This window comes from Bradyrhizobium sp. CCBAU 51627, from assembly GCF_028128765.1.
Classification (GTDB): domain Bacteria; phylum Pseudomonadota; class Alphaproteobacteria; order Rhizobiales; family Xanthobacteraceae; genus Bradyrhizobium.
In genome coordinates, this window is the sequence record NZ_LBJG01000091.1 from 76,990 (window position 1) to 100,224 (window position 23,235).

The 23,235-nt window shown below is 58.2% G+C and carries 14 protein-coding genes; 7 read left to right on the top strand and 7 right to left on the bottom strand.

All coding sequences use genetic code 11. The features are described 5' to 3' along the window. Positions 1-275 precede the first annotated feature (275 nt). Both XH88_RS35795 and XH88_RS35800 read left to right on the top strand, forming a co-directional pair. The gene (locus XH88_RS35795; RefSeq protein ID WP_271672884.1) at positions 276-1,385 is read left to right on the top strand and encodes a M14 family metallopeptidase; all 1,110 of its coding nucleotides are present in this window, start codon (positions 276-278) and stop codon (positions 1,383-1,385) included. Between the two features lie 232 nt (positions 1,386-1,617). Then, a complete protein-coding gene (locus XH88_RS35800) occupies positions 1,618-3,054 on the top strand; it encodes an aldehyde dehydrogenase family protein (protein ID WP_271672885.1) in 1,437 nt (478 codons plus the stop codon). Positions 3,055-3,704: 650 nt separating this feature from the next. On the opposite strand, the gene XH88_RS35805 is transcribed toward XH88_RS35800, so the two are convergent. The 6 genes from XH88_RS35805 to XH88_RS35830 form a co-directional block, all read right to left on the bottom strand. Next, on the bottom strand, positions 3,705-5,252 hold the full coding sequence (locus XH88_RS35805; RefSeq protein WP_271672886.1) for an acetolactate synthase large subunit: 1,548 nt from the start codon (positions 5,250-5,252) through the stop codon (positions 3,705-3,707). A gap of 174 nt (positions 5,253-5,426) precedes the next feature. Then, entirely contained in the window at positions 5,427-6,512 is a 1,086-nt protein-coding gene (locus XH88_RS35810) for an ABC transporter ATP-binding protein (protein ID WP_271672887.1), read from the bottom strand. Positions 6,513-6,572: 60 nt separating this feature from the next. After that, entirely contained in the window at positions 6,573-8,327 is a 1,755-nt protein-coding gene (locus XH88_RS35815; protein ID WP_271672888.1) for an ABC transporter permease subunit, read from the bottom strand. Further along, the gene (locus tag XH88_RS35820; RefSeq protein WP_271672889.1) at positions 8,312-9,445 is read right to left on the bottom strand and encodes an ABC transporter substrate-binding protein; all 1,134 of its coding nucleotides are present in this window, start codon (positions 9,443-9,445) and stop codon (positions 8,312-8,314) included. Before XH88_RS35820 ends, XH88_RS35815 begins: the two co-directional genes overlap by 16 nt. 477 nt (positions 9,446-9,922) lie before the next feature. Then, positions 9,923-11,320, bottom strand: coding sequence for an aminotransferase (locus XH88_RS35825; protein WP_271672890.1), 1,398 nt, complete (start codon positions 11,318-11,320; stop codon positions 9,923-9,925). A gap of 10 nt (positions 11,321-11,330) precedes the next feature. Then, a complete protein-coding gene (locus XH88_RS35830; RefSeq protein WP_271672980.1) occupies positions 11,331-12,845 on the bottom strand; it encodes an NAD-dependent succinate-semialdehyde dehydrogenase in 1,515 nt (504 codons plus the stop codon). Between the two features lie 151 nt (positions 12,846-12,996). Here XH88_RS35830 and XH88_RS35835 point away from each other — a divergent pair, with 151 nt between their 5' ends. The 5 genes from XH88_RS35835 (at position 12,997) to XH88_RS35855 (ending at position 21,503) form a co-directional block, all read left to right on the top strand. After that, positions 12,997-13,473: an Lrp/AsnC family transcriptional regulator gene (locus XH88_RS35835; protein WP_271672891.1), complete on the top strand. Its 477-nt coding sequence runs from the start codon at positions 12,997-12,999 to the stop codon at positions 13,471-13,473. 491 nt (positions 13,474-13,964) lie between these two features. Beyond that, the gene (locus tag XH88_RS35840) at positions 13,965-15,617 is read left to right on the top strand and encodes an MFS transporter (RefSeq protein ID WP_271672892.1); all 1,653 of its coding nucleotides are present in this window, start codon (positions 13,965-13,967) and stop codon (positions 15,615-15,617) included. 915 nt (positions 15,618-16,532) lie between these two features. Further along, positions 16,533-18,026, top strand: a complete 1,494-nt coding sequence (locus XH88_RS35845) for an NAD-dependent succinate-semialdehyde dehydrogenase (protein WP_271672893.1) — start codon at positions 16,533-16,535, stop codon at positions 18,024-18,026. 816 nt (positions 18,027-18,842) lie between these two features. Next, positions 18,843-19,778: a cyclase family protein gene (locus XH88_RS35850; protein ID WP_271672894.1), complete on the top strand. Its 936-nt coding sequence runs from the start codon at positions 18,843-18,845 to the stop codon at positions 19,776-19,778. Positions 19,779-20,210: 432 nt separating this feature from the next. Further along, entirely contained in the window at positions 20,211-21,503 is a 1,293-nt protein-coding gene (locus XH88_RS35855) for an MFS transporter (RefSeq protein WP_271672895.1), read from the top strand. Positions 21,504-22,027: 524 nt separating this feature from the next. Here XH88_RS35855 and pimD read toward each other — a convergent pair. Next, positions 22,028-23,170: a pimeloyl-CoA dehydrogenase small subunit gene (gene pimD, locus XH88_RS35860; RefSeq protein WP_271672896.1), complete on the bottom strand. Its 1,143-nt coding sequence runs from the start codon at positions 23,168-23,170 to the stop codon at positions 22,028-22,030. Between the last annotated feature and the right edge of the window lie 65 nt (positions 23,171-23,235).

Below are 23,235 nucleotides of genomic sequence, written 5' to 3' on the forward strand. Positions count from 1 at the left end.
GGGCAAGGTTCTGGGTAGCTATGCTCTAGGACTGAGCTGCCCCCTCGCGTCAATTCTCCTCCCTTTGCCACAGACGAAAGTCGGCGTCGGAGCCGCTCGTGCATTCATTCACCGGATCGCCGGGCGTAAACGCTGAAAAACTGCGAACTGCTTCAGGTAAGTCTGACGCTGATCTGCCCGGAGAGACCAGTTACGTTCGGCTCAGTAACTCTGCGTCCGACAAGTGTAGATGATCGACTATCTCCGCCATGTCTTGAATCATGATCGGAATGCTCATGGACGACGCCATCCTCACTGCAGCGAATAAGCATTTCGCATCGAATTACTTCGAAGCTCGTCATAAGTTTCGGGACTACGTCCGCAAAGCCGCCGTCGGTGAGACACGGGTTTATCCATCCCCCGCTTATGGGCCCGGTGGAGAAGAGCTCTCGACAGATGTTGCCTGGTTTGGTGATCGGGAGGCCTCGAAAGTGGGGGTTCTCATATCGGCCACGCACGGCGCCGAAGGATATTGTGGATCCGCAGCGCAGCTCGACTGGTTGGCCGAGCGTGGTTACGAAAAGCTGAAGTCTGATGAAGCCACGTTGCTAATTCATGCCATCAACCCATACGGGTTCGCATGGGACCGGCGCGTTACGCAAGAAGGTTGCGACCTCAATAGGAATTTCATCGATTTCACGGCCCCCCTTCCTCAAAACGAGGGATACGACGCAATCGCCGATAGTCTGGTACCAAGTGCTTTGGATGGGCCTATTTTTGCGGCGGCCGAAGCAGCGATTGAAAGGTACCGGGCAGCCCACGGTGAAATCGCCTACCGAAAGGCACGGACCAGCGGTCAGTATCGCCATCCGACAGGAATGTTCTTTGGCGGCTTCGGCCCCAGCGTAGCTCGCCAAACACTCGAACGGATCGTGTCGGACTACAATATCGCGTCGCGTCAGCTAGTCTTGATCGTAGACTATCACACAGGCCTCGGACCATATGGCTATGGTGAGCTGCAATGCGAGCAGGCATCGGGCATGACTGGATATCAGCGGGCGCGCGACATATTCGGCCATTCAGTCACTTCACCAGATCTCGGCACCTCATCGGCCTTGGTACTGAATGGCACGCAAGACGACTATTGGCAGCGGCTCCTGGGTGATCGCCACGTCTACGTTTGCCTAGAGTTTGGAACCTACCCTCCGGAGGCGGCCAGACCAGTGTTGCGCGCTGACCATTGGCTATATGCCTACGGTCAGGCTCAGATTCAAACCGACTTTGGGCGTGACATTCGCCGACGCGTGAAGCAGCACTACTATCCGGATAGAGCCGATTGGAAGGAGATGGTGCTATGTCGTACTCGCCAGGTTCATCGGCAGATGCTTCAAGGCATGCGAAGGTGAACGCAGCTTCGCACTCTCGAGCTTGGGTCAACGAAACATGACTGGCACCAGGCATGTCGGACCCTCAAACCTTTCTCATAGGCGTCTTCCTCCCTGGCGTGGCCCGCTCGACAAGAAGCGAACCGCCGTTTAGCGGCGGCCGCCATCACAGCGGAGCGCAACTGAAATAGCACCGGTTGGCTATTCCGGGTCGCGATTTGCGTCCAAATTACACCATCGTCGAGAGGATCACATGGTCAATCGAATGCAATTCTACATAGATGGCGCTTGGATCAATCCTGCCGTCCGGAAGACAATGCGTCCGGTCAATCCAGCAACCGCAGAGGAGATGTATGAGGTAGCGCTTGGCTCCAGGGCAGACGTCGATAAGGCGGTCATCGCGGCTAGGCGCGCGTTCGAGTACTTTTCTCAGACCACGCGCGAGCAGCGCTTAAGCCTGCTCGCAAACATCATCGATATCTACAAAGGTCGCGCGAGAGAGATCGGCGACGCCATCTCCGACGAGATCGGCGCTCCGTTAGAGATGGCAGAGCAGATGCAGGCCAATTCCGCCATCGGCCATCTCGCGACCACGCTCGACGTGCTCAAGAACTACTCGTTCGAAGAGCGAATTGGCAGTGCGGCTGTGCTTCGTGAGCCTATCGGCGTAGTGGGAATGATCACGCCTTGGAATTGGCCTATGAGCCAAATAGCTTGCAAGGTAGCACCAGCGCTCGCTGCCGGTTGCACTATGATTCTCAAGCCGTCCGAATTCGCCCCCACTTGTGCCCTAATATTCGCGGAGATCCTTCATGAAGCTGGCGTACCGAAGGGGGTATTCAATCTGATTAACGGCTTAGGCCCTGAAGTGGGTGCTGCTATGAGCGAGCATCGAGATATCGATATGATCTCGTTCACCGGATCGACCCGAGCGGGAATCGACGTTGCGAGCCGAGCGGCCCATACTGTCAAGCGCGTAAGCCAAGAGCTGGGAGGCAAGTCTCCGTACGTTATTCTTGATGATGCCGATTTCGACAAGGCAGTCCGCGGATGCGTCGAGACGATTTTCCTTAACTCCGGCCAATCTTGCGACGCGCCATCGCGGCTAATTGTGCCGAAGTCCAGAATGGTGGAAGTCGCAGAGATCGCGAAGACCGTGGCGGACAGGTACAAGGTCGGCCATCCCCGCGCCGCCGGTACACATATGGGTCCCGTGGTAAACCGCGGCCAGTGGGACAAAATTCAAGGACTAATCCAAAAAGGTATGGACGAGGGAGCCACGATGATCACTGGCGGCCTTGGCCTGCCAAAAGGCATCGAAAAAGGGTTTTATATTCGACCTACCATTTTCGCGAACGTCACAAGCGAGATGACCATTGCGCGTGAGGAGATCTTCGGGCCTGTACTTGCGATCATTGGTGCCAAGGACGAGCACGACGCAATTCGAATTGCCAATGATACCCCCTATGGTCTCGCCGGTTACGTATTCTCCAGCTCAACCGATCGCGCGCGCAGCGTAGGTCGCTTGATTCGTGCAGGCAACATATACCTGCAGGGTGCATCACTTGACCGCGCGGCTCCGTTTGGCGGGTACAAACAATCGGGTAACGGTCGCGAATGGGGTCGCTTCGGCCTGGAAGACTATTTGGAAATCAAATCGATTGCCGGCGCTGTTGGTGCTGAACCGTGAAGCCTAAAGCGCTGAACAAGGTTCGGTGCCGCCGGAGCTGAGATTGCAAGCTTTCGAGATTCGAATCCTCGAAGGCTTGCGCCTACACGGAAAACCTAGCCTGGAGTGTACACCGGTTCCTCCGCTCCATCGGCGACCCGACTGCTGCGAGCCTCAGGTGGAGTGGAAATTGTCGCCTCGGCTCTCGAACACGCGAACGGCTAGAAAATAATGCAAGCCACACCAGCATAAACCAAAAAGCCTGGGCGATCATTTGCAGCCCACGCTTGATCAATACATTTGTGCGGGATGGCGCGCCGCAACATCGCAGGCCACAATCTCTGTGTCGTTCTCACATGTCAGAATCTATTGCCAGGAGTAGATTTGAAAGCTTCGTCGCGGCTACTCCGTCGCGCGGCGATCAGGATGGATCGCCGGAGTTCAAAAAAACTCTTGCGCGCGACATTCTGCGCCGCAATCATCTCTCCGTCGCGGCACTGAACTGACCCTCCATCCAGCTTGCCGCGCCTTCCCGTCCAGATCGACGCGCTACAGCTACGCGCTGTTCGCGATCAATCAAATTGGCCTCTCACCCTCGACGAAATTGTTCATCAATAGCACATGGGCCCAAGCGCCAGTCGATGTTCGCCGAGGGCGGAGGACCTGACCGCTTAGGTGATCACTACTTCGACCAGATAAGGTCCGGGCGTCGCAAGTCCGCGCGCCACCTCGATATTGAACTCATCCATCGTGGTCACCCGGGCCGCCGCCACACCCATACTTTTTGCCAATCCGGTAAAATCGATGTCAGGCCGGCTGAGATCGAGCATATCCAAAGCCTTGCGCCCGACATTTTGCGCCCCCACCTTGGCCAGTTCATCTCTGAGGCAAGCGTATGATCTGTTATTGAACAGCACCGTCGTAATGTTGAGGCCCTCGCGCACCTGGGTCCACAGTGATTGAATGGCGTACATCGCGCTGCCATCCGCCTGCAGGTTGAGCACAGGTCTATTCGGGCAGGCAATCGCAGCGCCCGTGGCCATAGGCATGCCAAGTCCAATCGATCCGCCCATGTTCTGGAGCCAAGTATGTGGCCGCGAATTCCAGGTTGCAGCGAAAAAGCCACCGCCAGTCGAGATCGATTCATCGACCACGATCGCGTTTTCGGGAATCAACGCGCCGAGTGACTGCGAGAGGCTGGCGCCGGTAATTGCCCCAATGGCTAACGACGGCGGCGCCAGCTTCGCGGCCTGACTCGGAACTGATTGAGCATCCAATTCGTCCGCAAGTCTCTCGAGCGCATCCAATGCGTCTTCTTCGCCACGCGCAAGCGTCAAAAAGTCGGTGTCCTCAGAAGCCATCAAGCTTGGCTTGTCGGGATAGGCAAAGAAGGCCACCGGGATTCGGCTACCCACCAGGACAAGATGCTTAAGTCCCGCAAGTGTCGCGCGCGCCTGGTCGACTGGGTACGGAAGGCGATCGACCGGAACGCGGCCAGCGCCACGCTCAATCCGGCCAACAAATGTTTGCGCCATGATTTTCGCGCCTGTCTTGGCACATATGCGCCCTGCCAGATCAAGGCCGCGCTGCCGAAGCGCAAGTCCCCCCAGCAGGACCATCGCGGGCTCGCCGGAACGGAGTGCCTTGGCAACATCCTTGATGCGATCCTGCGAAACTCGTACTCTTTTGGGCGCTTCGGCCACTGCAGCGGGGCCACCGGCTTCATTCCAGGCGGTATCGGCCGGAAGAATGAGGGTTGCGACCTGACCGGGTGGGGTGCGCGCCGCCGCGATAGCGGCGGCGCCATCAGCCGCAACACGCGTTGCATTAGGGGAGGTACGGACCCAGCCAGAAAACGGCTTCGCTGCCCCTTCAATATCTGACGTGAGCGGTGCATCATAGTTGAGATGGTAGGATGCGTGATCTCCCACGATATTGACGATTGGGCTGGACGCCTTGGTGGCGTTATGCAGATTGGCGAGGCCATTCGCCAAGCCTGGGCCAAGGTGTAAAAGAGTGGCGGCCGGCTTTTCGGCCATTCGCGCATAACCATCCGCGGCACCAGTAGCGATTCCCTCGAAGAGCACGAGCACGCAGCGCATACCATCGACGCGATCGAGGGCCGCTACAAAGTGCATCTCAGAGGTGCCTGGATTTGCAAAGCAGGTGTCCACGCCTCCGGCAACGAGCGTTCGAACCAGACTTTCAGCGCCGTTCATTGGATAGGTTCCTCGTGTTACTTACATCGCACCGCCGCCGAAGCACATCGCTAGATCGCGGGCAGAGCGATAAAAAAGAGACGGCTGCGAAAGCCCCGCGCTTACGCATCTGGATTGCGAGGCGGGCGCCAGATTGCAAACCAGCACCAGAGTTCGATGCGCTAATCGGGCAAGTTAATCTGTCAGGATTGTTGCGTCGTTCGCAACCCAAGAGGCTACGCAGGGATCGCCTACCTCCATGGAATGGTCCGATACGTTCAGCACCTTCGATCGCAGTTGCAATCCCGTTTCGCTCCGGAATTCCAGGACCGTCGCATCGCCAACGAACGTCATGCCGCTGATGCGTCCCTGAATTCCGCCGGATGAGCCAGCGCTCGCTTCCAGTCGCAAATGTTCCGGGCGCACGCACAGAGTCGCATCCCTATCCGCATCCTGCCACGGCGGAGAGGGCAGGCTTTCGCCCGCAGGACCGTGCACGATGCCGGACTTGAGCTTAACAGGGATGAGATTGACCTCACCAACGAAACCCGCCACGAACAAATCGGCAGGCCTGCGATAAATGTCCTTTGGCGCCGAGACTTGGCGGATCCGGCCCTCGTGCATCACCGCGACACGGTCGGACATAGCAAGCGCCTCATCCTGGTCGTGCGTGACGTAGATCATTGTCTTACCGACGTCCTTGTGCAACGTCTTGATCTCGTTCCTGAGATGCTCACGCAGCTTCTTATCCAGCGCGCCCAAGGGTTCGTCGAGCAGAAGAACGGGCGGATCGAAAACCAGTGCCCGCGCTATCGCCACTCGCTGTTGCTGACCGCCAGACATCTGGTGGGGGTAGCGGGAGGCCAAGGCACCGAGATGCACCTGATCGAGGATGCGATGCACCCTGGTTTCGATCTCCGCCTTTGCCATACGCCGCATCCGAAGCGGATACGCAACGTTCTCGACGACTGTCATGTGCGGAAAGAGTGCATAGTTCTGGAATATCACGCCAAGTTCTCGACGATGAGGGGGCAGACGCGTGATATCCTTGTCGCCCAACAGAACGCGACCGCTGTCCGGCATCTCGAAGCCGGCGATCATCATCAGGGTCGTTGTCTTTCCCGATCCGCTGGGCCCCAACAAGGAGATGAACTCTCCAGGTGATACGGAAAGACTGACATCGTCAACGGCCATCGCATTGCCGTAACGCTTCTGCAAGTTATGCAGCGTAATGCCCGCGGTTTTCACGTCACTTCCGTTCACGGTCGCTTTCATCAACATTTCAGCTCCCTAGGGAATTCGTCGTTGGTTTTCGTTTGACCTTCCGACCAATCAGTGCCGTCAGGTCTTTTTTTGCCGTCTCAGCAGGGTACCGACGACGATCACGATCGTCGCAAGCAGCATCTGCAGCGTGGCGACGGCAGCAATGGTGGGACTGATGTCCTGCCGGATTCCTTCCCACATGCGCATCGGCAAGGTCGTGATCTTTCCGATGCCAAGGAACAGCACGTAGACAACGTCGTCGAACGAGGCCAGGAACGCAAAGAAACTAGCAACGATGAGCGCCGGCAGGACCAGCGGCGCGACGATTGTGCGCATGGTGGCCCAAGGCCCGGCACCAAGGCTGCGGGCCGCACGTTCGTAGCTCGGGTTAAGGTCGCGCAGATTGGCAACCACAATCACCACCACGTAGGGGATGGCGTGGACCGCGTGACCAAGCGCCAGGCCGAACTCGGTGCCCTGCAGACCCCACCGCGCCAGCAAGAAATAGGTCGCGACGGCCACGATAACAGTCGGCATAATAATCGGTGACAGCAAGAGCGCGATCATAGTTCCACGACCTGGCATGGCGCCGCGCGACAAACCGAAGGCAAGCATGGCGCCTAGCGCAGTTGCCATGGCGACCGCCATCAACGCAATGCGGATGCTGGTGAAGGTCGCGCGCACCCACAGCGTGTCGAACAGAAAGGCTTCGTAGTTGCGCAGCGAGTAACCTGGCAAGGGAAAGACAAAGTAGGACGAGGCGCTGAACGACAAATACGCAACGATCAGTACCGGCAGCAGGAGAAGTACAGCCAGAAAGCTTGCCAGGATCGGGACACCTCGACCTCTCATCGAAGGAAGCCAGCGATCAAGAGCGTTTGCCGCGGAGCCGATCCGCATCAACATTTTGGCGCCGATCTGGCGGCGAGTAACGCTTGAACCAAGCTTGCCGTCTGAGAATCCCAGCAGCTGCTCAATGGGAAAGAAGCGCGAGCCAACCCATAATAAGCTCAGGACGGCGAGCAGGAGGACCACGGAAAGCGCAGCGCCGAAATTCCAATTGAGTTGCTCCAGGATCTGCGAGCTGATCGCCATGGTGATCATGACGTCTGACAGACCACCCATCAACGCAGGTGTGATGTAGAAACCGAGACAGTAGATGAAGACAAGCAGAACCCCCGCAATCAGGCCCGGTAGGCTGAGCGGTAGAAAGATGGTGAGGAAGGCGGCGAGCGGGCTCGCTCCATTCGCCCTCGCAGCGCGCATAAGTTTCGGGTCAATGCTAGACATGACCGTGTACATCGGCAGGATCATCATCGGCATGACAATGTGGGTCATACCGAGGATCACGCCAAATCGGTTGTAGAGCAGCGGGATTGGTTGGGACACCCAGCCGAGCTCCAGCAGGAACTGATTAACGACGCCATTGCGCCCAAGAAGAACAATCCAAGCGAAGGTCCGTGCCAAAGTGCTGGTGAAATAGGGCAGCACGACCCCGATGAGCAAAAAGGTGCGCAATACCATTCCGCCCGTCGTGAGGGCGTAAGCGATGGGATAGCTAAGCACGAAGGCGAGCGCAGTCACCGTCACGCTGATCTCCAGCGTATTACGCATCACGGTCAGATAGACAGGGGTGTCGCCGATGCGCGAAAAATTCGCGAGAGTCCAATTTGGCATCCCGAACGCAAGCAACAAAAGCCCCGTGAGCGGCACGACAAAGAGCACCACGAGGAACACGCTTCCAGGTAGCAATAGCCAGGCCCATGGGGTCGGCCAAGGTCGCGAGGATTGCGCTCGACCTTTGATTGCCATTGAACTCATTGTGCCCGCCATGCCAGCCAGCGCTCCTGGAGATGATCTACATTGGTCTTTCCATCAGGGCGCTTGGCGGCGAGCCAAGCATCATCCTGAGCCACTAGCTGGGATGCATTGTCCTCAGTAATGCTGAGAAGCGGAACGAGATCTGCCGGCAAATGCTGGAGCTGATTCACATTGGGGCCTGTGAGGTTCGTGCCCATCGTGAATGCCGCGGCATTCTGAGCCCTGTTCAGGAATGCAACCAGCTTTTGTGCGTTTCCGCTGTTAGGAGCGCCTTTGAGCACGGTCCAATAGACATAGACCAGATTTCCACCGCTCCACACCATGCGGATGGGCGCCCCCTGGCGAATGGCCGACACCGCACGACCATCGTAGCAGCTCGTCATCACGAACTCCCGATTGATCAACGCTTGAACAGGCTCGCCTCCCGCCGTCCACCATTTCGCGACATTCGGCTTGATTTCCGAGAGCTTCTTAAGAGCCCTCTCGACCTTGTCATCGGTCAGCGGCCAACGATCCGAATTTGGCACACCGTCAGCCGCGAGTGCCAAGACCATATGCCTGGCGACACTGCTGAGGCCGCGCGGCCCGGGAAAAGCCTTGACGCTCCAAAAATCGGCCCAGTTTTGCGGCCCTCCCTTGGGGAAGGAACGTTCATCATAAGCGAGCAAGGTCGTCGAACGGAATGCAACGACCGCGTCACTGAGGCGAGCACTTTGCGGTGCCCCCTTGAGTGCTTCATCATCCCACAAACCGTAGTCAATGGACTGAAACAAACCAGCATCATGCATCGTCGGGTAATTCTGCCCGTCAATCAAGGCGACGTCCCAATCGACGCGCCCGGCGCGGGTCATGGCCCTCACTTGAGGTTCGGCAATGTCAGCGGTCACGTCGATCACAGCAATGCCCGTCGCCTTTGTGAAGGGCTCATAAACATACTTTCTCACCGCCTGCGTGTACGATCCGCCGTAGCTGAAGACGACAACTTCCCCGCTGCCAGCAAGCCTTTCCTGCGCCCAGGCTGCAGTAGCCCTCGCAACGAACGGCACGCTCAGTAAAGCCGCTGCCGACTCGACAAATGAGCGCCGAGTCAGGCCACGATGTAAACCGCCAACACGATCCTTCATTATCATGGCACTCCTCCCCTAACTGACACAGCCCTACATGGTTTGCCGAAACAATTTACACCGTCCAAGGCCATATTGACGCGCAAAAACGGCAAGGAAGCGCCGAATCGCGAGGAAAAGCCGCAACTAGCAGCTTTCCTGTCGACGATTTCACCATCCAATTAGGATACGATCGTAGCACTGCAACCAAGCACCCTACATGCACTCCACGCCCGTCCCTTAAACCAAGACGTTCGCGATGCTGCTGTTAGGCGGCGACCGCGTTATTAGGCGACGCCAGCACAGCCGCAAACCGCGGTCACGCGATGATCGCCCCCCCAACCCGGCAAGCACGACCATCATGATGCCGAAGCTGCCCGGGAGTGCTATTGAGCGGTTCGGCAGCCCCTTGCTTCGCGACGCCAGCCCCTCTCCTTCCGGCACCCGAGGAAGATCAGCGAATTGGAGAGACGGCCGATTTCAGATCGGAATACAGGAACCGGTTTAAATTGCCGTTTCTTTCGTAAGCTCGTCCATCACTTGCTTCGTCGCGCGATAGGCGAGTTCAACGATCTCATCTACCTCATGTTCGGAAACGACGAGAGGTGGAGCGAAACCTAGAATGTCTCCGTGCGGCATTGCTCGCGCGATAAGCCCCCTGTCGCGCGCCGCCTTGGAGATGCGGGCGCCCAGCTTGAGCTGCGGATCAAAACGTCGTTTCGTCTGGCGGTCCGCGACGAACTCTACGGCACCGAGTAGGCCTACGCCTCTTACCTCCCCGACAATCTCCAACTGCGCAAACCGCTCCTTGAGCCGCTTCAAGAAATGCGCGCCAACGGTTCTCGCCCGTTCGCTTAGTTGCTCCTTCTGCACAATATCGAGGACGGCGTTAGCAGCTGCGGCCGCGATCGGATGGCCTGAATAAGTATAGCCGTGGGAGAATGCGCCGACACGATCCGCGGCTTCTTCCATCACTGCATAGACCCTCTCGCCAACGATTGCCGCCGAGAGTGGCATGTAACCGGAGGTCAGCCCCTTGGCCACTGTTACAAGGTCGGGCTCCATCCCATAAAGAGTGCTGCCGAACTCAGCGCCGGTGCGACCAAATCCACAAATCACTTCATCTGCGATCAAAAGAACGTCGTAGCGTCGCAGCACCGCTTGAATTTCACGCCAATAACCGTCGGGCGGCGGCGTGATCCCTCCTGTACCCAGCACCGGCTCAGCAATAAAGGCGCCGATCGTTTCCGGCCCCTCACGCATGATCATCTGTTCTAGCTCAGCCGCACGTCGACGAGAGAAAGCCTCTTCCGTCTCACCTAGCTCGGCACCCCAGTAGTGGTGGGGCGCGCCTGTGTGCAAGATACCCGGAAAGGGCAGGTCCATATGATCATGGTAGAACGACATGCCGGTCATCGAGCCGGAAACGACTGAGCAGCCATGGTAACCGCGCTCGCGCGAGATAATCTTCTTCTTTTTGGGCTGACCGCGCAAGTTGTTGTAATACCAGACAAGCTTAGCCTGGGTCTCGTTGGCGTCTGATCCGGATAGCCCGTAGAAGACTTTGCTTGGTTTACCAGGCGCCATTCGCACGAGGCGATCCGAGAGAATAGCCAGCTCGTCGGTCGTGTGGGCAGCATATGTATGGTAGTAGGCCAATTTGTAGGCCTGCCGCGCAATCGCCTCGGCCACCTCGGTCCGGCCGTACCCAATATTGACGCAGTAAAGACCAGCAAAGCCATCGATGTAGCTATGTCCCTTGGCGTCTTCGATGCGAATACCCTTCCCGCCGGTGACGATTGTCGGATCACCAATTTTGCCGGTAGCAAACTCCTTAAGTTGGGTGAAGGGGTGCAGAACAGTCGCGCGATCTTTTTCGGCGATCGTCTTGATATCGTTCATACCATTTCTCCTAATCGACCAGATCGCCGAAGCAGACGTATTTCAGTTCCATGTATTCCTGAATGCCATGTCGGGAACCTTCGCGACCGAGGCCGGATTGCTTCCAACCTCCAAACGGAATTGGCGGCCCAGTGAATGAGGCCGTATTGATGCCAACCATTCCGTACTCGATGTTCTCAGAAAGTCGCAGCGCTCGACGCAAGCTGTCGGTGTAGACGTAGGCGGCCAAGCCCATTTCACTGGAGTTGGCTCGGGCCAGAACCTCCTCCTCGGAGTCGAACGGAAGTACTGCGGCCACCGGGCCGAATGTCTCCTCGCTCGAAATGAGCATGTTGTCAGTGACATCGCTCAGCAATGTTGGGCAGACGAAGTTCTGCCCGAACACGCGGTCTGGCTTCCCAGAAATAACCCGCGCCCCTTTTGCCAGGGCGTCATTAATCTGAGCCCTGCACTTTTCGGCCACGGACGACTTCGTCATCGGCCCGATATCAGTCGCAGACTCCAACCCGTGACCAACTTTGAGCCGGGTGATTGCCGCCGCAAACTTTTCGACAAAGGCGCTATAAATGCGCCTTTGTACATAGATGCGATTGGCCGCCAAGCAGTCCTGCCCCGACGTGGCAAACTTTGCGGCCATAGCCCCCTTAACGGCCTTATCGAGATCGACATCGTCAAAGATAATGAAGGGGGCATGCCCTCCGAGCTCGAGAGAGACTTTCTTTACCGTCTGCGCCGCCCCCTGCAGTAACAAACGACCGACTTCTGTAGACCCCGTGAACGAAAGGGCTCGCACCCTTGCATCCCGCAACAGAGGCTTTGAGAGTTCGATTGGATTGCCGACGAGCACTTGAAATACACCGGGCGGAACCCCAGCCTCTTGAGCCAACCTCGCCAGCGCAAGAGCCGAAAGCGGCGTCTCGGGCGCAGGCTTCACGATGACCGGGCAGCCAGCTGCCATGGCGGCCCCCGCCTTTCGCGTAATCATGGCGACAGGAAAATTCCAAGGAGTGATTGCCGCCGCAACGCCGACGGGCTGCATCCTTACTTGAAGCACACTTCCAGGCTTATGGCTTGGGATCGTCTCGCCATAGGTGCGCTCTCCCTCTGCGGCAAACCACTGGAGAAATCCCGCACCATATCCAATTTCGGACCTTGCTTCCGCGAGCGGCTTGCCCTGCTCGCAAGTTAGGAGGACGGCAAGCTCCTCCGCATGGGCGAGCATTAACGAGGCCCAAGTCCTGAGAATCGCACCCCGCTTCTCTGGCAGCAGCTCTCGCCATTGAGCAAAAGATCGTTGCGCTGCGTCGATCGCAAGATTCACATCTGCGGCGCCGCAACGAGCAACTTCGGCGATCACTTCGCCAGTTGCCGGATCGATGACAACGTCTCTTTGGTCGCCCCCAATCCAGCGCCCATCGATCAGAGCGCTCCCCACGACAAAATCTCGGCGCCGCAGATTCTCGAGATGCCCCTTAGCTAGCCCGACATGAGGGAGACTGTTGGGCCGGGCAGCTTGGAAAACCATTTCGAAGTCCTTGGCGGTCATCTTGTTGAAATTCTGCTGACAATCAGGATACTAATGTCAACGACAGATTTGCGTCGCTTTTAACCATCGCGTGGACGGTTTCCTGCAGGACCTTGCCACTTTGCAGCGGAATTCACCTGGAGCCTGATTTATGCAATACGACCGAACAGACGCCCGCATCCTGGAGATTGTGCAGAAGAACAATCGCCTGACATCTGAAATCATCGGCGAACTTGCTGGGCTTTCCGCTACTGCGTGCCAACGGCGTTTGAAAAGGCTCCGCTGTGCCGGCATCATCGAGGCCGACGTCTCGATTGTTTCGGCAAAGGCGGTGGGACGGCCTATTCAGATGCTCGTGCTCGTAAGTCTCGAGCGTGAGCGCGCAGACATCATCGACAGGTTCAAGAAGGCGATCAAGGCGTCGGCTGAGGTCGTCAACGGATTCTACGTCACTGGGGACGCTGACTTCGTCCTTTATATTACGGCGCGGACTATGGAAGATTACGAGCAATTCACCCGACGTTTCTTTTATGAGAATCCTGACATCAAAGGGTTCAAGACAATGGTCGTCATGGATCGCGTAAAGGCTGGTTTTGCGATCCCCGTAGAGGCCCCGCACGAGGATTGAAGTTTCTGCCTTTGCACCGTTATTCTGAGGCTTCGCGCTTTTTTTCATCGCTCATCCGGGCATAACGCGAGAAACGCGCACAAGCGCTCTTGTATATATTTGGTGATACTAATTCGCTCTGCGGTAGAGGCGCATCGTTGCTCCAACAACCGGGATCGCAGCCAAGTGAACCGATGCCGCGGATTTGAGAGCAAACGCGAAAGCCGTTATGCCGTGATGACCGGATCGAACATGACTGCGTTGCGGGAGCAATGCTAAAGCTGTCAGAGACCTCGGAACGATCTCCAATCAGAGCGCGACAAATCGATTCCTAGATCTGGATATTAGGCTTGCGGGTTGCGACAGAAGCAGCGAACTCAAAAACGAAATGGGCACGCAACACGGGTTCAGATGTTTGAGGGCGGGCCAGAACCGCTCATCCAATCTGACTTCATCGTTCCGCGACAAATACTGAGCTCGGTCAGGTTGCCGCGCACGGTCTGTGAATCCAAATGACCACTCCTTCCGATCTCCAGACTCCCAGCGCCGATGGAATTACCGCGCCGCTGCGTTACCCCACTTTCCGGCGGATTTGGCTGGCGAGCCTGCTGTCGAACCTCGGTATACTTATCCAAGGCGTCGGCGCGGCTTGGGCCATGACAGAGATGACGTCGTCAGCCGACAAAGTCGCGCTGGTGCAGACAGCCTTGTTGCTTCCTGTCATGTTGATCGCTATGCCGGCCGGCGCCATCGCCGACATGTATGATCGTCGAATTGTGACACTGGTTGCGCTCTCGATCGCGCTCTGCGGCGCGACAGCGTTGACTGCTCTCGATTTCTCGGGCCTCACCACACCGAATCTGCTGCTGGTGCTCTGCTTTGTGGTCGGCGGCGGCATGGCATTGATGGGGCCAGCCTGGAGTTCCTCGGTCAGCGAGCAGGTTCCGGCGAAGATGCTGCCATCGGCGGTTGCCCTGAATGGCATTAGCTACAACATCGCGCGTAGCTTTGGGCCCGCGGTCGGAGGAATTGTTGTTGCGACAGCAGGCGCGGGCACGGCCTTTGCAATCAACGCATTCCTCTATCTACCTCTGACGGTGGCGCTGTTTCTCTGGAAACGTGTCGCGGAACCGTCGCGGCTGCCGCGCGAAAACCTGAGCCGCGCCATGGTCTCAGGCGTGCGCTACATCGCCAATTCGCCTTCGATCAAGATCGTGGTAGCTCGCACCATGATAACCGGCCTTGTCGGAAGCGGACTCCAAGCGTTAATGCCCATCGTCGCTCGCGACCTGTTGCACGGGGGCGCTCAAACTTACGGCGTCATGCTAGGTGCGTTCGGGTTGGGCGCAGTAGTCGGGGCTCTTAACATCAGCGAGATGCGCAGGCGTATGAGCGGCGAGGCTGCAGTTCGTGCTTGCACACTGTCGATGAGCGGCGCGATCGCGGCGGTCGCGCTCAGTCACAATGCGATCTTGACAGCCGCCGCGCTGGTTTTGGCGGGCGCCGTATGGACGATAGTGTGGACGCTGTTCAACATTGGCGTGCAGCTCTCCGCCCCGCGCTGGGTTGCGGGCCGCTCGCTTGCGGCTTGGCAAGCTTCGTTCTGCGGGGGCCTTGCAATTGGCAGTTGGGGCTGGGGCCGTCTCACCGATGCTGTCGGTGTCGATATCACGCTGCTCATCTCGGCCGCACTGATGCTGCTTTTACCGCTTCTTGGGCACTGGCTGTGCATGCCGCCTATCACCGAGCGGGGAGAGGACGCCGAGATGCTTGCCGATCCCAAGGTGCGGCTTCCGTTAACCTACCGCAGTGGCCCACTGGTGGTTGAGCTCGAATATCGCGTGGCCTCGGAAAATGCGCGAGCCTTCCACAACCTCATGCAGGATGTGCAGCTCTACCGACAACGCAACGGCGCCTATGGTTGGTCGATTGCCCGTGACATCGCGGACCCCGAGCTATGGACCGAGCGCTATCACTGCCCGACATGGCTCGATTATTTGCGCCAACGCAACCGCTGGACTCAGTCGGAGCGTGCGTTAGATGAGCAGGCGACGGCTTTCCATATCGGGCCGGAGCCCGTTCGTATCCGACGCATGCTGGAGCGCCCGTTTGGATCGGTACGCTGGAAGGAGGATGTGCCCGACCGCGCCGCAAGCGCGCTCTAGCTGCTGAATGGTGGCGCGGCGCAGGCACTAGCAGTCCCTTCCAGCGCAGCCGCATTCAGGAGCGACGGGCGTGATGACGACCGTTGCGCTTCGCTAAACCTCACCAAGCTGGGTGGCGGACTTCCACCTCCAAGCTGCCGTTCATACTAGGCAGGCAGAAGGTGCCACTCTGATAAATGGTCCAAGTCTGTGGGCAAACGTCCCGCAGGGTACCTGGGATCATGCCCCAGCCTGTTCGATCGGGAACGCTGCGCTTCACGTCGGCACCCAAGCAAACTTCGGCTGAAACCGCTAAGAGGCTCCCTTGAGTTTGCGGAGGGCCAACCGTCGAAGCATGCGGCGAAGCCGCCCGGAGGCGGTGAAGGTGTTGCTCGTAGGCGTTCGATTTTCTGGAGAGCGACGTGATCCAGCTGCGAGCGGCGAGCGCCAACTGAGAGCCCCGACGCGCGAACGCAATCGCAAGGAGTGAACCGGTCTCATCCGAGGCCCTGACTAATTTCGATTGACTTCGAAATTCTGAAGCGGACTCTGGCAAGGGTACGCGCGAATACACTGGGCGGTGTGCTCGATGTACCTCGATAAGCAGCACACAAGTTCAAACAATCTCGCGAGAAATGTTTCAAAGTCGCAGTTGCTGCGAGCTTGGCGAGATTTTCGCATAAAAACTGCAGGATACGCCGGCGAACGCCGCCAATCCTCGACTAAAAGTGAGTATGCGATGTTCGCTTGCACGAGTTGACGACGTCTCGTGCAGGATTGGGGTTGCCAGCGAGTTCATCTACTCACAGCGCTCCTATTCAGTGCCCTTCGGGGCGTTTCCTCCCTGACTCGGCCGCGCGGTGTCTCGCGCGGCCTTTTTCCGCTACCGGCGGAAGTCCGGGTCTCTCGGATTCGATAGCCGCCAGGAGTAACGGGATGACCCCGACCGCCGCCGCACAAGCTAAGCAAGGTCCCTCCATGCTGCGCGACCGTCTGAAGGACCCGGCGCTTCTGCGGGAGGCCTGCTACATTGACGGCGCCTGGGTCGGCCCGCCCAGCTTTTCGGTGAAGAATCCGGCGACCGGCATGGAGCTCGCCAAGGTGCCGCAGCTCACCGCCGACGACTGCACGAGAGCCGTGGAAGCTGCTGAATGTGCGTTCCTCACATGGGCTAAGCACACAGCCAAGCAACGCTCCAACATTCTGCGCAAATGGTACGAACTGATCGTCGCCAATCGCGAGGATCTGGCGCTAATCCTGACGTCGGAGCAGGGCAAGCCGCTCTCCGAAGCGCTTGGCGAGGTCGATATCGGTGGCGCCTATGTCGAGTTCTTTGCCGAAGAGGCGCGCCGCATCTATGGCGAAACGATACCCTCGCCGCGCCCGGATGCAAGATTGCTTGCGATCAAACAGCCGATCGGCGTCTGCGGCGCAATCACGCCGTGGAATTTTCCGAACTCGATGGTCACCCGCAAGGTCTCGCCGGCGCTCGCCGCAGGCTGCACCGTGGTGCTAAAGCCAGCCAGCGAAACGCCACTCTCGGCACTGGCGCTTGTCGCGCTCGCTGAGAAGGCCGGTATGCCAAAGGGTGTCTTCAACGTCATCACCGGAGATTCCCGGTCGATCGGCAAGGTCTTCTGCGAACACCCGGCCGTGCGCTTCGTCGGCTTCACCGGGTCGACCGAGGTCGGGAAAATTCTCTATCGCCAAGCCTCCGTCGGCGTGAAGAAGCTCGGCCTCGAACTCGGCGGAAACGCGCCTTTCGTGGTGTTTGACGACGCCGACATCGAGGCCGCGGTCGAAGGTGCCATGGTCTCCAAATACCGCAACATGGGCCAGACCTGCGTCTGCGCCAACCGCATCTACGCACAGGCAGGAATCTACGACGAATTCATGCAGAAGCTGTCCAAGAAGGTTGCGGCGCTGAAGATCGGCGACGGGACAGAACAAGGCGTGGTGCAGGGGCCGCTGATCAACATGGCGGCGGTCGACAAGATCGAGCGGCATATCGCGGACGCTGTTAAGCGCGGCGCCAAGGTCGTGACCGGCGGCAAGCGACCCGCGCTGGGAGGCTCGTTCTTCGAGCCGACCGTGCTCGCCGACGTCACGCCGGACTCGCTGGTGTCACAGGAGGAGACATTCGGTCCGCTTGCGCCGGTGATCCGCTTCAAGGACGAGGCCGACGTGATCGCGATGTGCAACGCTTCGCCCTTCGGTCTCGCCTCCTATTTTTACTCCCGCGATCTGGGCCGCGTCTGGCGCGTGGCAGAGGCACTGGAGTCGGGCATGGTCGGCGTCAACACCGGCCTGATCACGACCGAAGTCGCGCCGTTCGGCGGCGTCAAGGAAAGCGGACTTGGCCGCGAAGGTTCCCGCCACGGCATGGAAGAATATGTCGAGATCAAATACGTGATGATGGCGGGGCTTTGACCCAATGGATCTATCGGCCGTCGAGCCTGACCCTTGCGATGACCATATTTGGACTTCGGTGTCACAGCTCCTGACGGCCTCCTATGAATCCGATTTCCCGGAAGCCATACCTTACTTCCACCTGGTGAACGGGTCCGCTTTGTCGGCCATTCCACCTATGATCTTAGCGTGGTCTCTCACGAGTTTCTCCTCCTCACCCCGCTAAATAATCGTCAGACCAATCATCGGCAACGAGCGAGGATGTCACGTAGCGGCAATATGATATCATCGATCAGCCGAGTTGAGCCGGCTAGAAAGCCACGCAAAGTAACGCCGCAGTCCGCAAAGGACTTTCACAGGTTCAAGGGTCGCGTAAGCGACCAGGTCCAGGTACTCTAGACGCTCAACGGCTGCCAAATGTTGCTTTGCGATCCGGAGGAACTGGCGTACATCTCGCTTTCCTGACTGACACTGTTCAGCTGCAGCGAATGGGCAGCTGCTGACCGCGAGAGCCCGCAGACGCTGTTGCGTTTTCATTTCCTAAACGGCGCTCACCCAATCCATCAGTTGCTGAGCACATCACGAGGCGGGGTACACTTGTGGAAAGCTGCGCATCGACGCGATTGGGCGCGGAAATTCCTCAGGACGCCGGTCGATTTAAGCGGCCAGAATTGTTGCGAATCGGTAACTTTCTCACACAGAAGAAGCGCTTCGCGACGACACAATAGTTTGCGATGGCGCCGTTTGACTAACAAAAAACCGCCAAGCCAGCCAAGAGGCATTCCATCGAACAGTCCGAGGTGGCCCAACATTTCGCGACTAAACAAGGAGCCGGCCATGCGGCCCGTCAATTTTGACTATCTTGCCGATAAGCTGCGCAACTGGGGGCGGTGGGGCGAAGCCGATCAGCGCGGCACGCTTAACCACATCGGGCCAGAAACACTGAAGAACGCAGCCGCCGAGGTGCGCGATGGCAAGCTCTTTCATCTCGGTTTGCGGTTCGACCGGAACGGGCCTCAGCTGGGACACAAGCGGTTCAACCCCATGGTCTACGCCACCGACCTTTTCACCCCGATGAGTCCCGCCGCGCCGGACGTCTGCTACTCCGATGACGTCATCCACATGCCCTTGCAATGTTCAACGCAATGGGACGCGCTCGGCCATGTTCACTATAACGGACATCTTTACAATGGCTGCAACGCGCGCGAATGCCTCACCGAAAACGGCGCGCTCAAGATGGGCATCGACCATCTGGCGGCCCCCGGCATTGTTTCGCGCGGGGTGCTCCTAGACATCGCACGGCTAAAGGGAGTCGAGCGGCTGCCGCTCGACTACGCGATCACGGTCGACGATCTGAACGCCGCCTGCCAGAAGGAGAGCGTGAGCGTCGGAGCCGGTGACATCCTTTTGGTGCGCACTGGCCATATGCTGTGGTTCACCGCAGACGGAGACCGCGGCAGCTTTATGGGAATGCAGCCAGGCCTAAGCTATACCTGCGCCGAGTGGGCTCACGACAAATCGCTAGCCGCTGCGGCCGCCGACAACATGGCTGTCGAGATCCTGCATCCAGAGGGTCTGGCATCAGAGATGCCCCTCGCCTTCCACATGCTGGCGCTGCGAGACATGGGCATGCCGCTGGGCGAGATGTTCAATCTAGAGGCGCTGGCCACCGACTGCGCCGCCGACGGACGGTACAGCTTCCTGCTTGCAGCTCCACCTCTGGAGGTTACCGGCGGCTTTGGCTCGCCTGTGAACCCGCACGCGCTGAAATAGGCTGGCCTTAAGAGTTGTGGCTGGGCGCGGGCTTTCCAACATGCAGCGCTTTAGACGTTCGCGTTCAAACCACGACTTAATCGCGCCTTTGCAGGAAGCGCTCATGGCTCGTCGTTCGCGTGGGTCACGCTGCAACAGGGCCGCGCCGCAAAAACAAGTAAGTAACGGAGTGAGGACTATACCGGAAAGATAGCCGTGATTCGACGGGTATCGGTACCATGGAATGTAGCGTTGCCGATCTGCGGCAAGAAGACTTCCACCTGAATTTACGTTTAAGACGCCGAAGTTCGGCAAGCACGGACGATCAACACGAAAATTCGGCCGCGGAACTCTCATAAGCTGCGCTTCGATGGCTTGCTTTCCCTTTTGGCAGATGTGGGACGCCGGCCGGACAAATACTTTCGCAACAAGCGGGGTCAGCAAGAACGCCACATGTCCGATATGCCCAGGCTCTCGCGCCGCGCCTTCGCTATCATCTTCTGTCTTTCGATAACCACCGCGATTGGCAACACTGGCTTGCAGTCAGTGCTTCCGTCGATCGGCCGCTCGATTGGCATCGCGGACTGGATGGTGGCGGCCATTTTCTCGCTCTCCTCCCTATTGTGGGCTGTGACCTCACCGTTCTGGGCTCGTCAATCTGATCTGCGTGGTCGTAAGCCCCTCATGATCATCGGCCTTGCTGGATTTGCGGTTTCCATGGCGCTCTGCGGCCTGGTGGTAAGCGCCGGCCTGGCCCACTTGACAACTCCCACGATTGTCTTCGGATTTTTCCTCGTCTGTCGCGCGATCTATGGGCTCTTCGGCTCGGCTACCAGCCCGGCGAATCAAACCTATATCGCGGAGCGCACCTGCCCTGCCGATCGCACGCGGTGGATATCCAGCATCGCTGGGGCTTCTAGCCTTGGCACCGTGGTTGGCCCAGTGCTGGCGCCACTTTTCATCATTGGAAGCTTTGGGTACGCAGGGCCGCTGTACGCGTTTGCCCTGATCGCCACGACAATGCTGATTATTGTCGTCTGCTGTCTAGATGAGGCGCCGATCTTGGCGACGAAGCCACCGCTCCAGAGTGATAAGACGGCGCGTGGACGGCCGTGGCTCCGCTCCAACGTTGTCCCCTTCATCGCTTACGGCTTCCTGCTCTTCGTTTGCCAGAATGCGCTGGCACAGACGTTGGGTTTTCTTATCATCGACAAAACGAGCAAAGAGCTACCTGAGCTCCCATCAGAGGACTTGCTGCGCATAGCGCAAGGCCATATCGAGATTGCGATGGTTTGCGGGGCTCTCGCCAGTTTGCTTGCGCTCTGGGCCCTCATCCCCATTTTCCGCATGACACCGAAAGCCCTACTGCGGTGGGGTGCCGGACTGGCCTCTCTCGGCAGCGTCTCGGTCGCCCTCTCGTCAGATCATGCCATCGCCATCCTGGGCTATGCCCTGGCGAGCCTCGGCTTCTCCTTGGGCCGACCGGGCTTCATCGTCGGCGCGTCCCTTTCCGTTCCGATGAAGGAGCAGGCGCGTGTTGCCGGAGCTATTGGGGCGATCAGTGGTGTTAATGTGCTTTTCGCGCCGTTCGCGGTGAGCCTTTACGAGGTTTTCCCTCCCGGTCCGTTTCTCCTCGAATCCGTTGTGCTCGCCGGCTTGCTTGCCTATGCTTGTCTCAGTCCAATGCTACGCAACGTGGGGAGTCGCGTCAGGGTCGAGGAGGTCAACGACAAACCTGCGCTCTAGCACCGCGCCTGAGCGCGATTTTTTAGCGCGGAAGCCTCGAAGAAGAAGTTCAAGGCTTATCCCATCGCTATATCCAGATCGACACCGCTCAAATCCAAACCCTGAAGGCAAGCTCTACCTCTACGTCGCCATCGATCGTGCAGACGGCAGGTACACGACCATATGGTCGATATGTCATGCCGCGAAAACGCGCATCGAGCACTGGCTCGACCAGGTCACGCATCCTTGGACCAATGGTTTAGGTCAAACGCATGAACGCACGATCCAAGAAGCAAAAAGGCCATCATTACGACCGCGACGACCGGCTCAAAGCACACCTTGCCGACTTCATCAACTGCAACAACTACGCTCGGCGGCTTAAGACACTGAAGGTGTCTACACTTTACGACTTCGTCTGCTGGACTTTCCCAGCAAGAGCGATTCAAACTTAACCTGCTCCAGCAAATGCCCGGACTAAACACCTAGAGTATGCTGTTTTCCAACGGAAGCATAGCCTGATGCCCTAGCTTCCAAAGTGCCACAAATCACGCCAAGAGGCCCGTCTCACTCACCCGACGAAGGTGGTAGTCAGCATCGCCAAACGTGTGCTCGATCATGGTCAGCCGCTTAAAATAGTGGCCGATCTTAGCCGCCATGGTCATTCCGATCCCGCCATGAAGCTGGATCGACTGCTGACCGATGAATTTTCCGCTCCTGCCGATCTGCACTTTAGCCGCTGCGACGGCTTTTGCGCGCTCGGCAGCATCATCGATCTCCGCGGCCATGGTGGCGTACATCGACATCGAGTGCGCCTGTTCGAGCGCCACAAACATGTCGGCGGCGCGGTGCTGCAGACTCTGGAACGAGCCGATCGGCACTCCGAACTGCTTTCGCGTCTTCATATAATCGACTGTCACCTTCAGCGATTCGTCCATCAGGCCGACCGCTTCCGCGCAAAGCGCGGTGCGGGCGTCGTCAACCACCCGCTCGATCAGCGGCAACGCGTTCTCGGGATCGCCAATCGCAGCTGCGCTGCCCACCTCGACACTTGTGAAGCTCACGTCGGCGGCATGCAGCCCATCTTGGGTCAGGTAGCTCTTTTTGGAGATGCCTCGCGCGTCGGCAGGCACCAGAAGCACCGCGATACCGCTGCTATCGCGTTGAGCGCCTTTGGTGCGCACGGTGACAATCAACGTGTCGGCGTTCTCGCCATTGAGAACAACAAATTTTTCGCCGTCAATGACCCATCCATCGCCGCTCTTCTTCGCGGAGGTAGTCACGTCATTCAGATCATAGCGAGAGTTCTTTTCAAGTTGCGCGAATCCAAAGGTCTTGCTGCCGTCAATGATCCCAGGCAGATGAGCTGCCTTCTGCACGTTCGAACCGCCATGGCGCAGGAAGCCGCCGCCGATTACAACGGTGGCGAGATAAGGCTCGACCACAAGCGCTCGGCCGAACGCTTCCATCACGATCATAGTCTCCACGCCGCCGCCACCAAACCCGCCATCGGCTTCGACAAAAGGAAGTCCGAGCAGACCCTGCTCAGCAAAGCGGCTCCAGACCACTCTGCTCCAGCCGCCCTTCTCCTTCAAATATTTCTTGCGCTGGTCGAAACCGTAGACATCGGTCAAGAGTCCATCGACGCTTTCCTTGAGGAGCCGCTGCTCCTCGGACAAATTGAAGTCCATATTTTAAGCTTCTCCAGGGCGACAGATGTGGACCTCCTGCCGGTCCCATTTGCCGGTCTAAAAGA

Excerpts from the sequence above, each read along its gene's own strand:
- XH88_RS35795 (WP_271672884.1), top strand. The coding sequence starts at position 276 with ATGGACGACGCCATCCTCACTGCAGCGAATAAGCATTTCGCATCGAAT.
- XH88_RS35800 (WP_271672885.1), top strand. The coding sequence starts at position 1,618 with ATGGTCAATCGAATGCAATTCTACATAGATGGCGCTTGGATCAATCCT.
- XH88_RS35805 (WP_271672886.1), bottom strand. The coding sequence starts at position 5,252 with ATGAACGGCGCTGAAAGTCTGGTTCGAACGCTCGTTGCCGGAGGCGTG.
- XH88_RS35810 (WP_271672887.1), bottom strand. The coding sequence starts at position 6,512 with ATGTTGATGAAAGCGACCGTGAACGGAAGTGACGTGAAAACCGCGGGC.
- XH88_RS35815 (WP_271672888.1), bottom strand. The coding sequence starts at position 8,327 with ATGGCGGGCACAATGAGTTCAATGGCAATCAAAGGTCGAGCGCAATCC.
- XH88_RS35820 (WP_271672889.1), bottom strand. The coding sequence starts at position 9,445 with ATGATAATGAAGGATCGTGTTGGCGGTTTACATCGTGGCCTGACTCGG.
- XH88_RS35825 (WP_271672890.1), bottom strand. The coding sequence starts at position 11,320 with ATGAACGATATCAAGACGATCGCCGAAAAAGATCGCGCGACTGTTCTG.
- XH88_RS35830 (WP_271672980.1), bottom strand. The coding sequence starts at position 12,845 with ATGGTTTTCCAAGCTGCCCGGCCCAACAGTCTCCCTCATGTCGGGCTA.
- XH88_RS35835 (WP_271672891.1), top strand. The coding sequence starts at position 12,997 with ATGCAATACGACCGAACAGACGCCCGCATCCTGGAGATTGTGCAGAAG.
- XH88_RS35840 (WP_271672892.1), top strand. The coding sequence starts at position 13,965 with ATGACCACTCCTTCCGATCTCCAGACTCCCAGCGCCGATGGAATTACC.
- XH88_RS35845 (WP_271672893.1), top strand. The coding sequence starts at position 16,533 with ATGACCCCGACCGCCGCCGCACAAGCTAAGCAAGGTCCCTCCATGCTG.
- XH88_RS35850 (WP_271672894.1), top strand. The coding sequence starts at position 18,843 with ATGCGGCCCGTCAATTTTGACTATCTTGCCGATAAGCTGCGCAACTGG.
- XH88_RS35855 (WP_271672895.1), top strand. The coding sequence starts at position 20,211 with ATGTCCGATATGCCCAGGCTCTCGCGCCGCGCCTTCGCTATCATCTTC.
- pimD (WP_271672896.1), bottom strand. The coding sequence starts at position 23,170 with ATGGACTTCAATTTGTCCGAGGAGCAGCGGCTCCTCAAGGAAAGCGTC.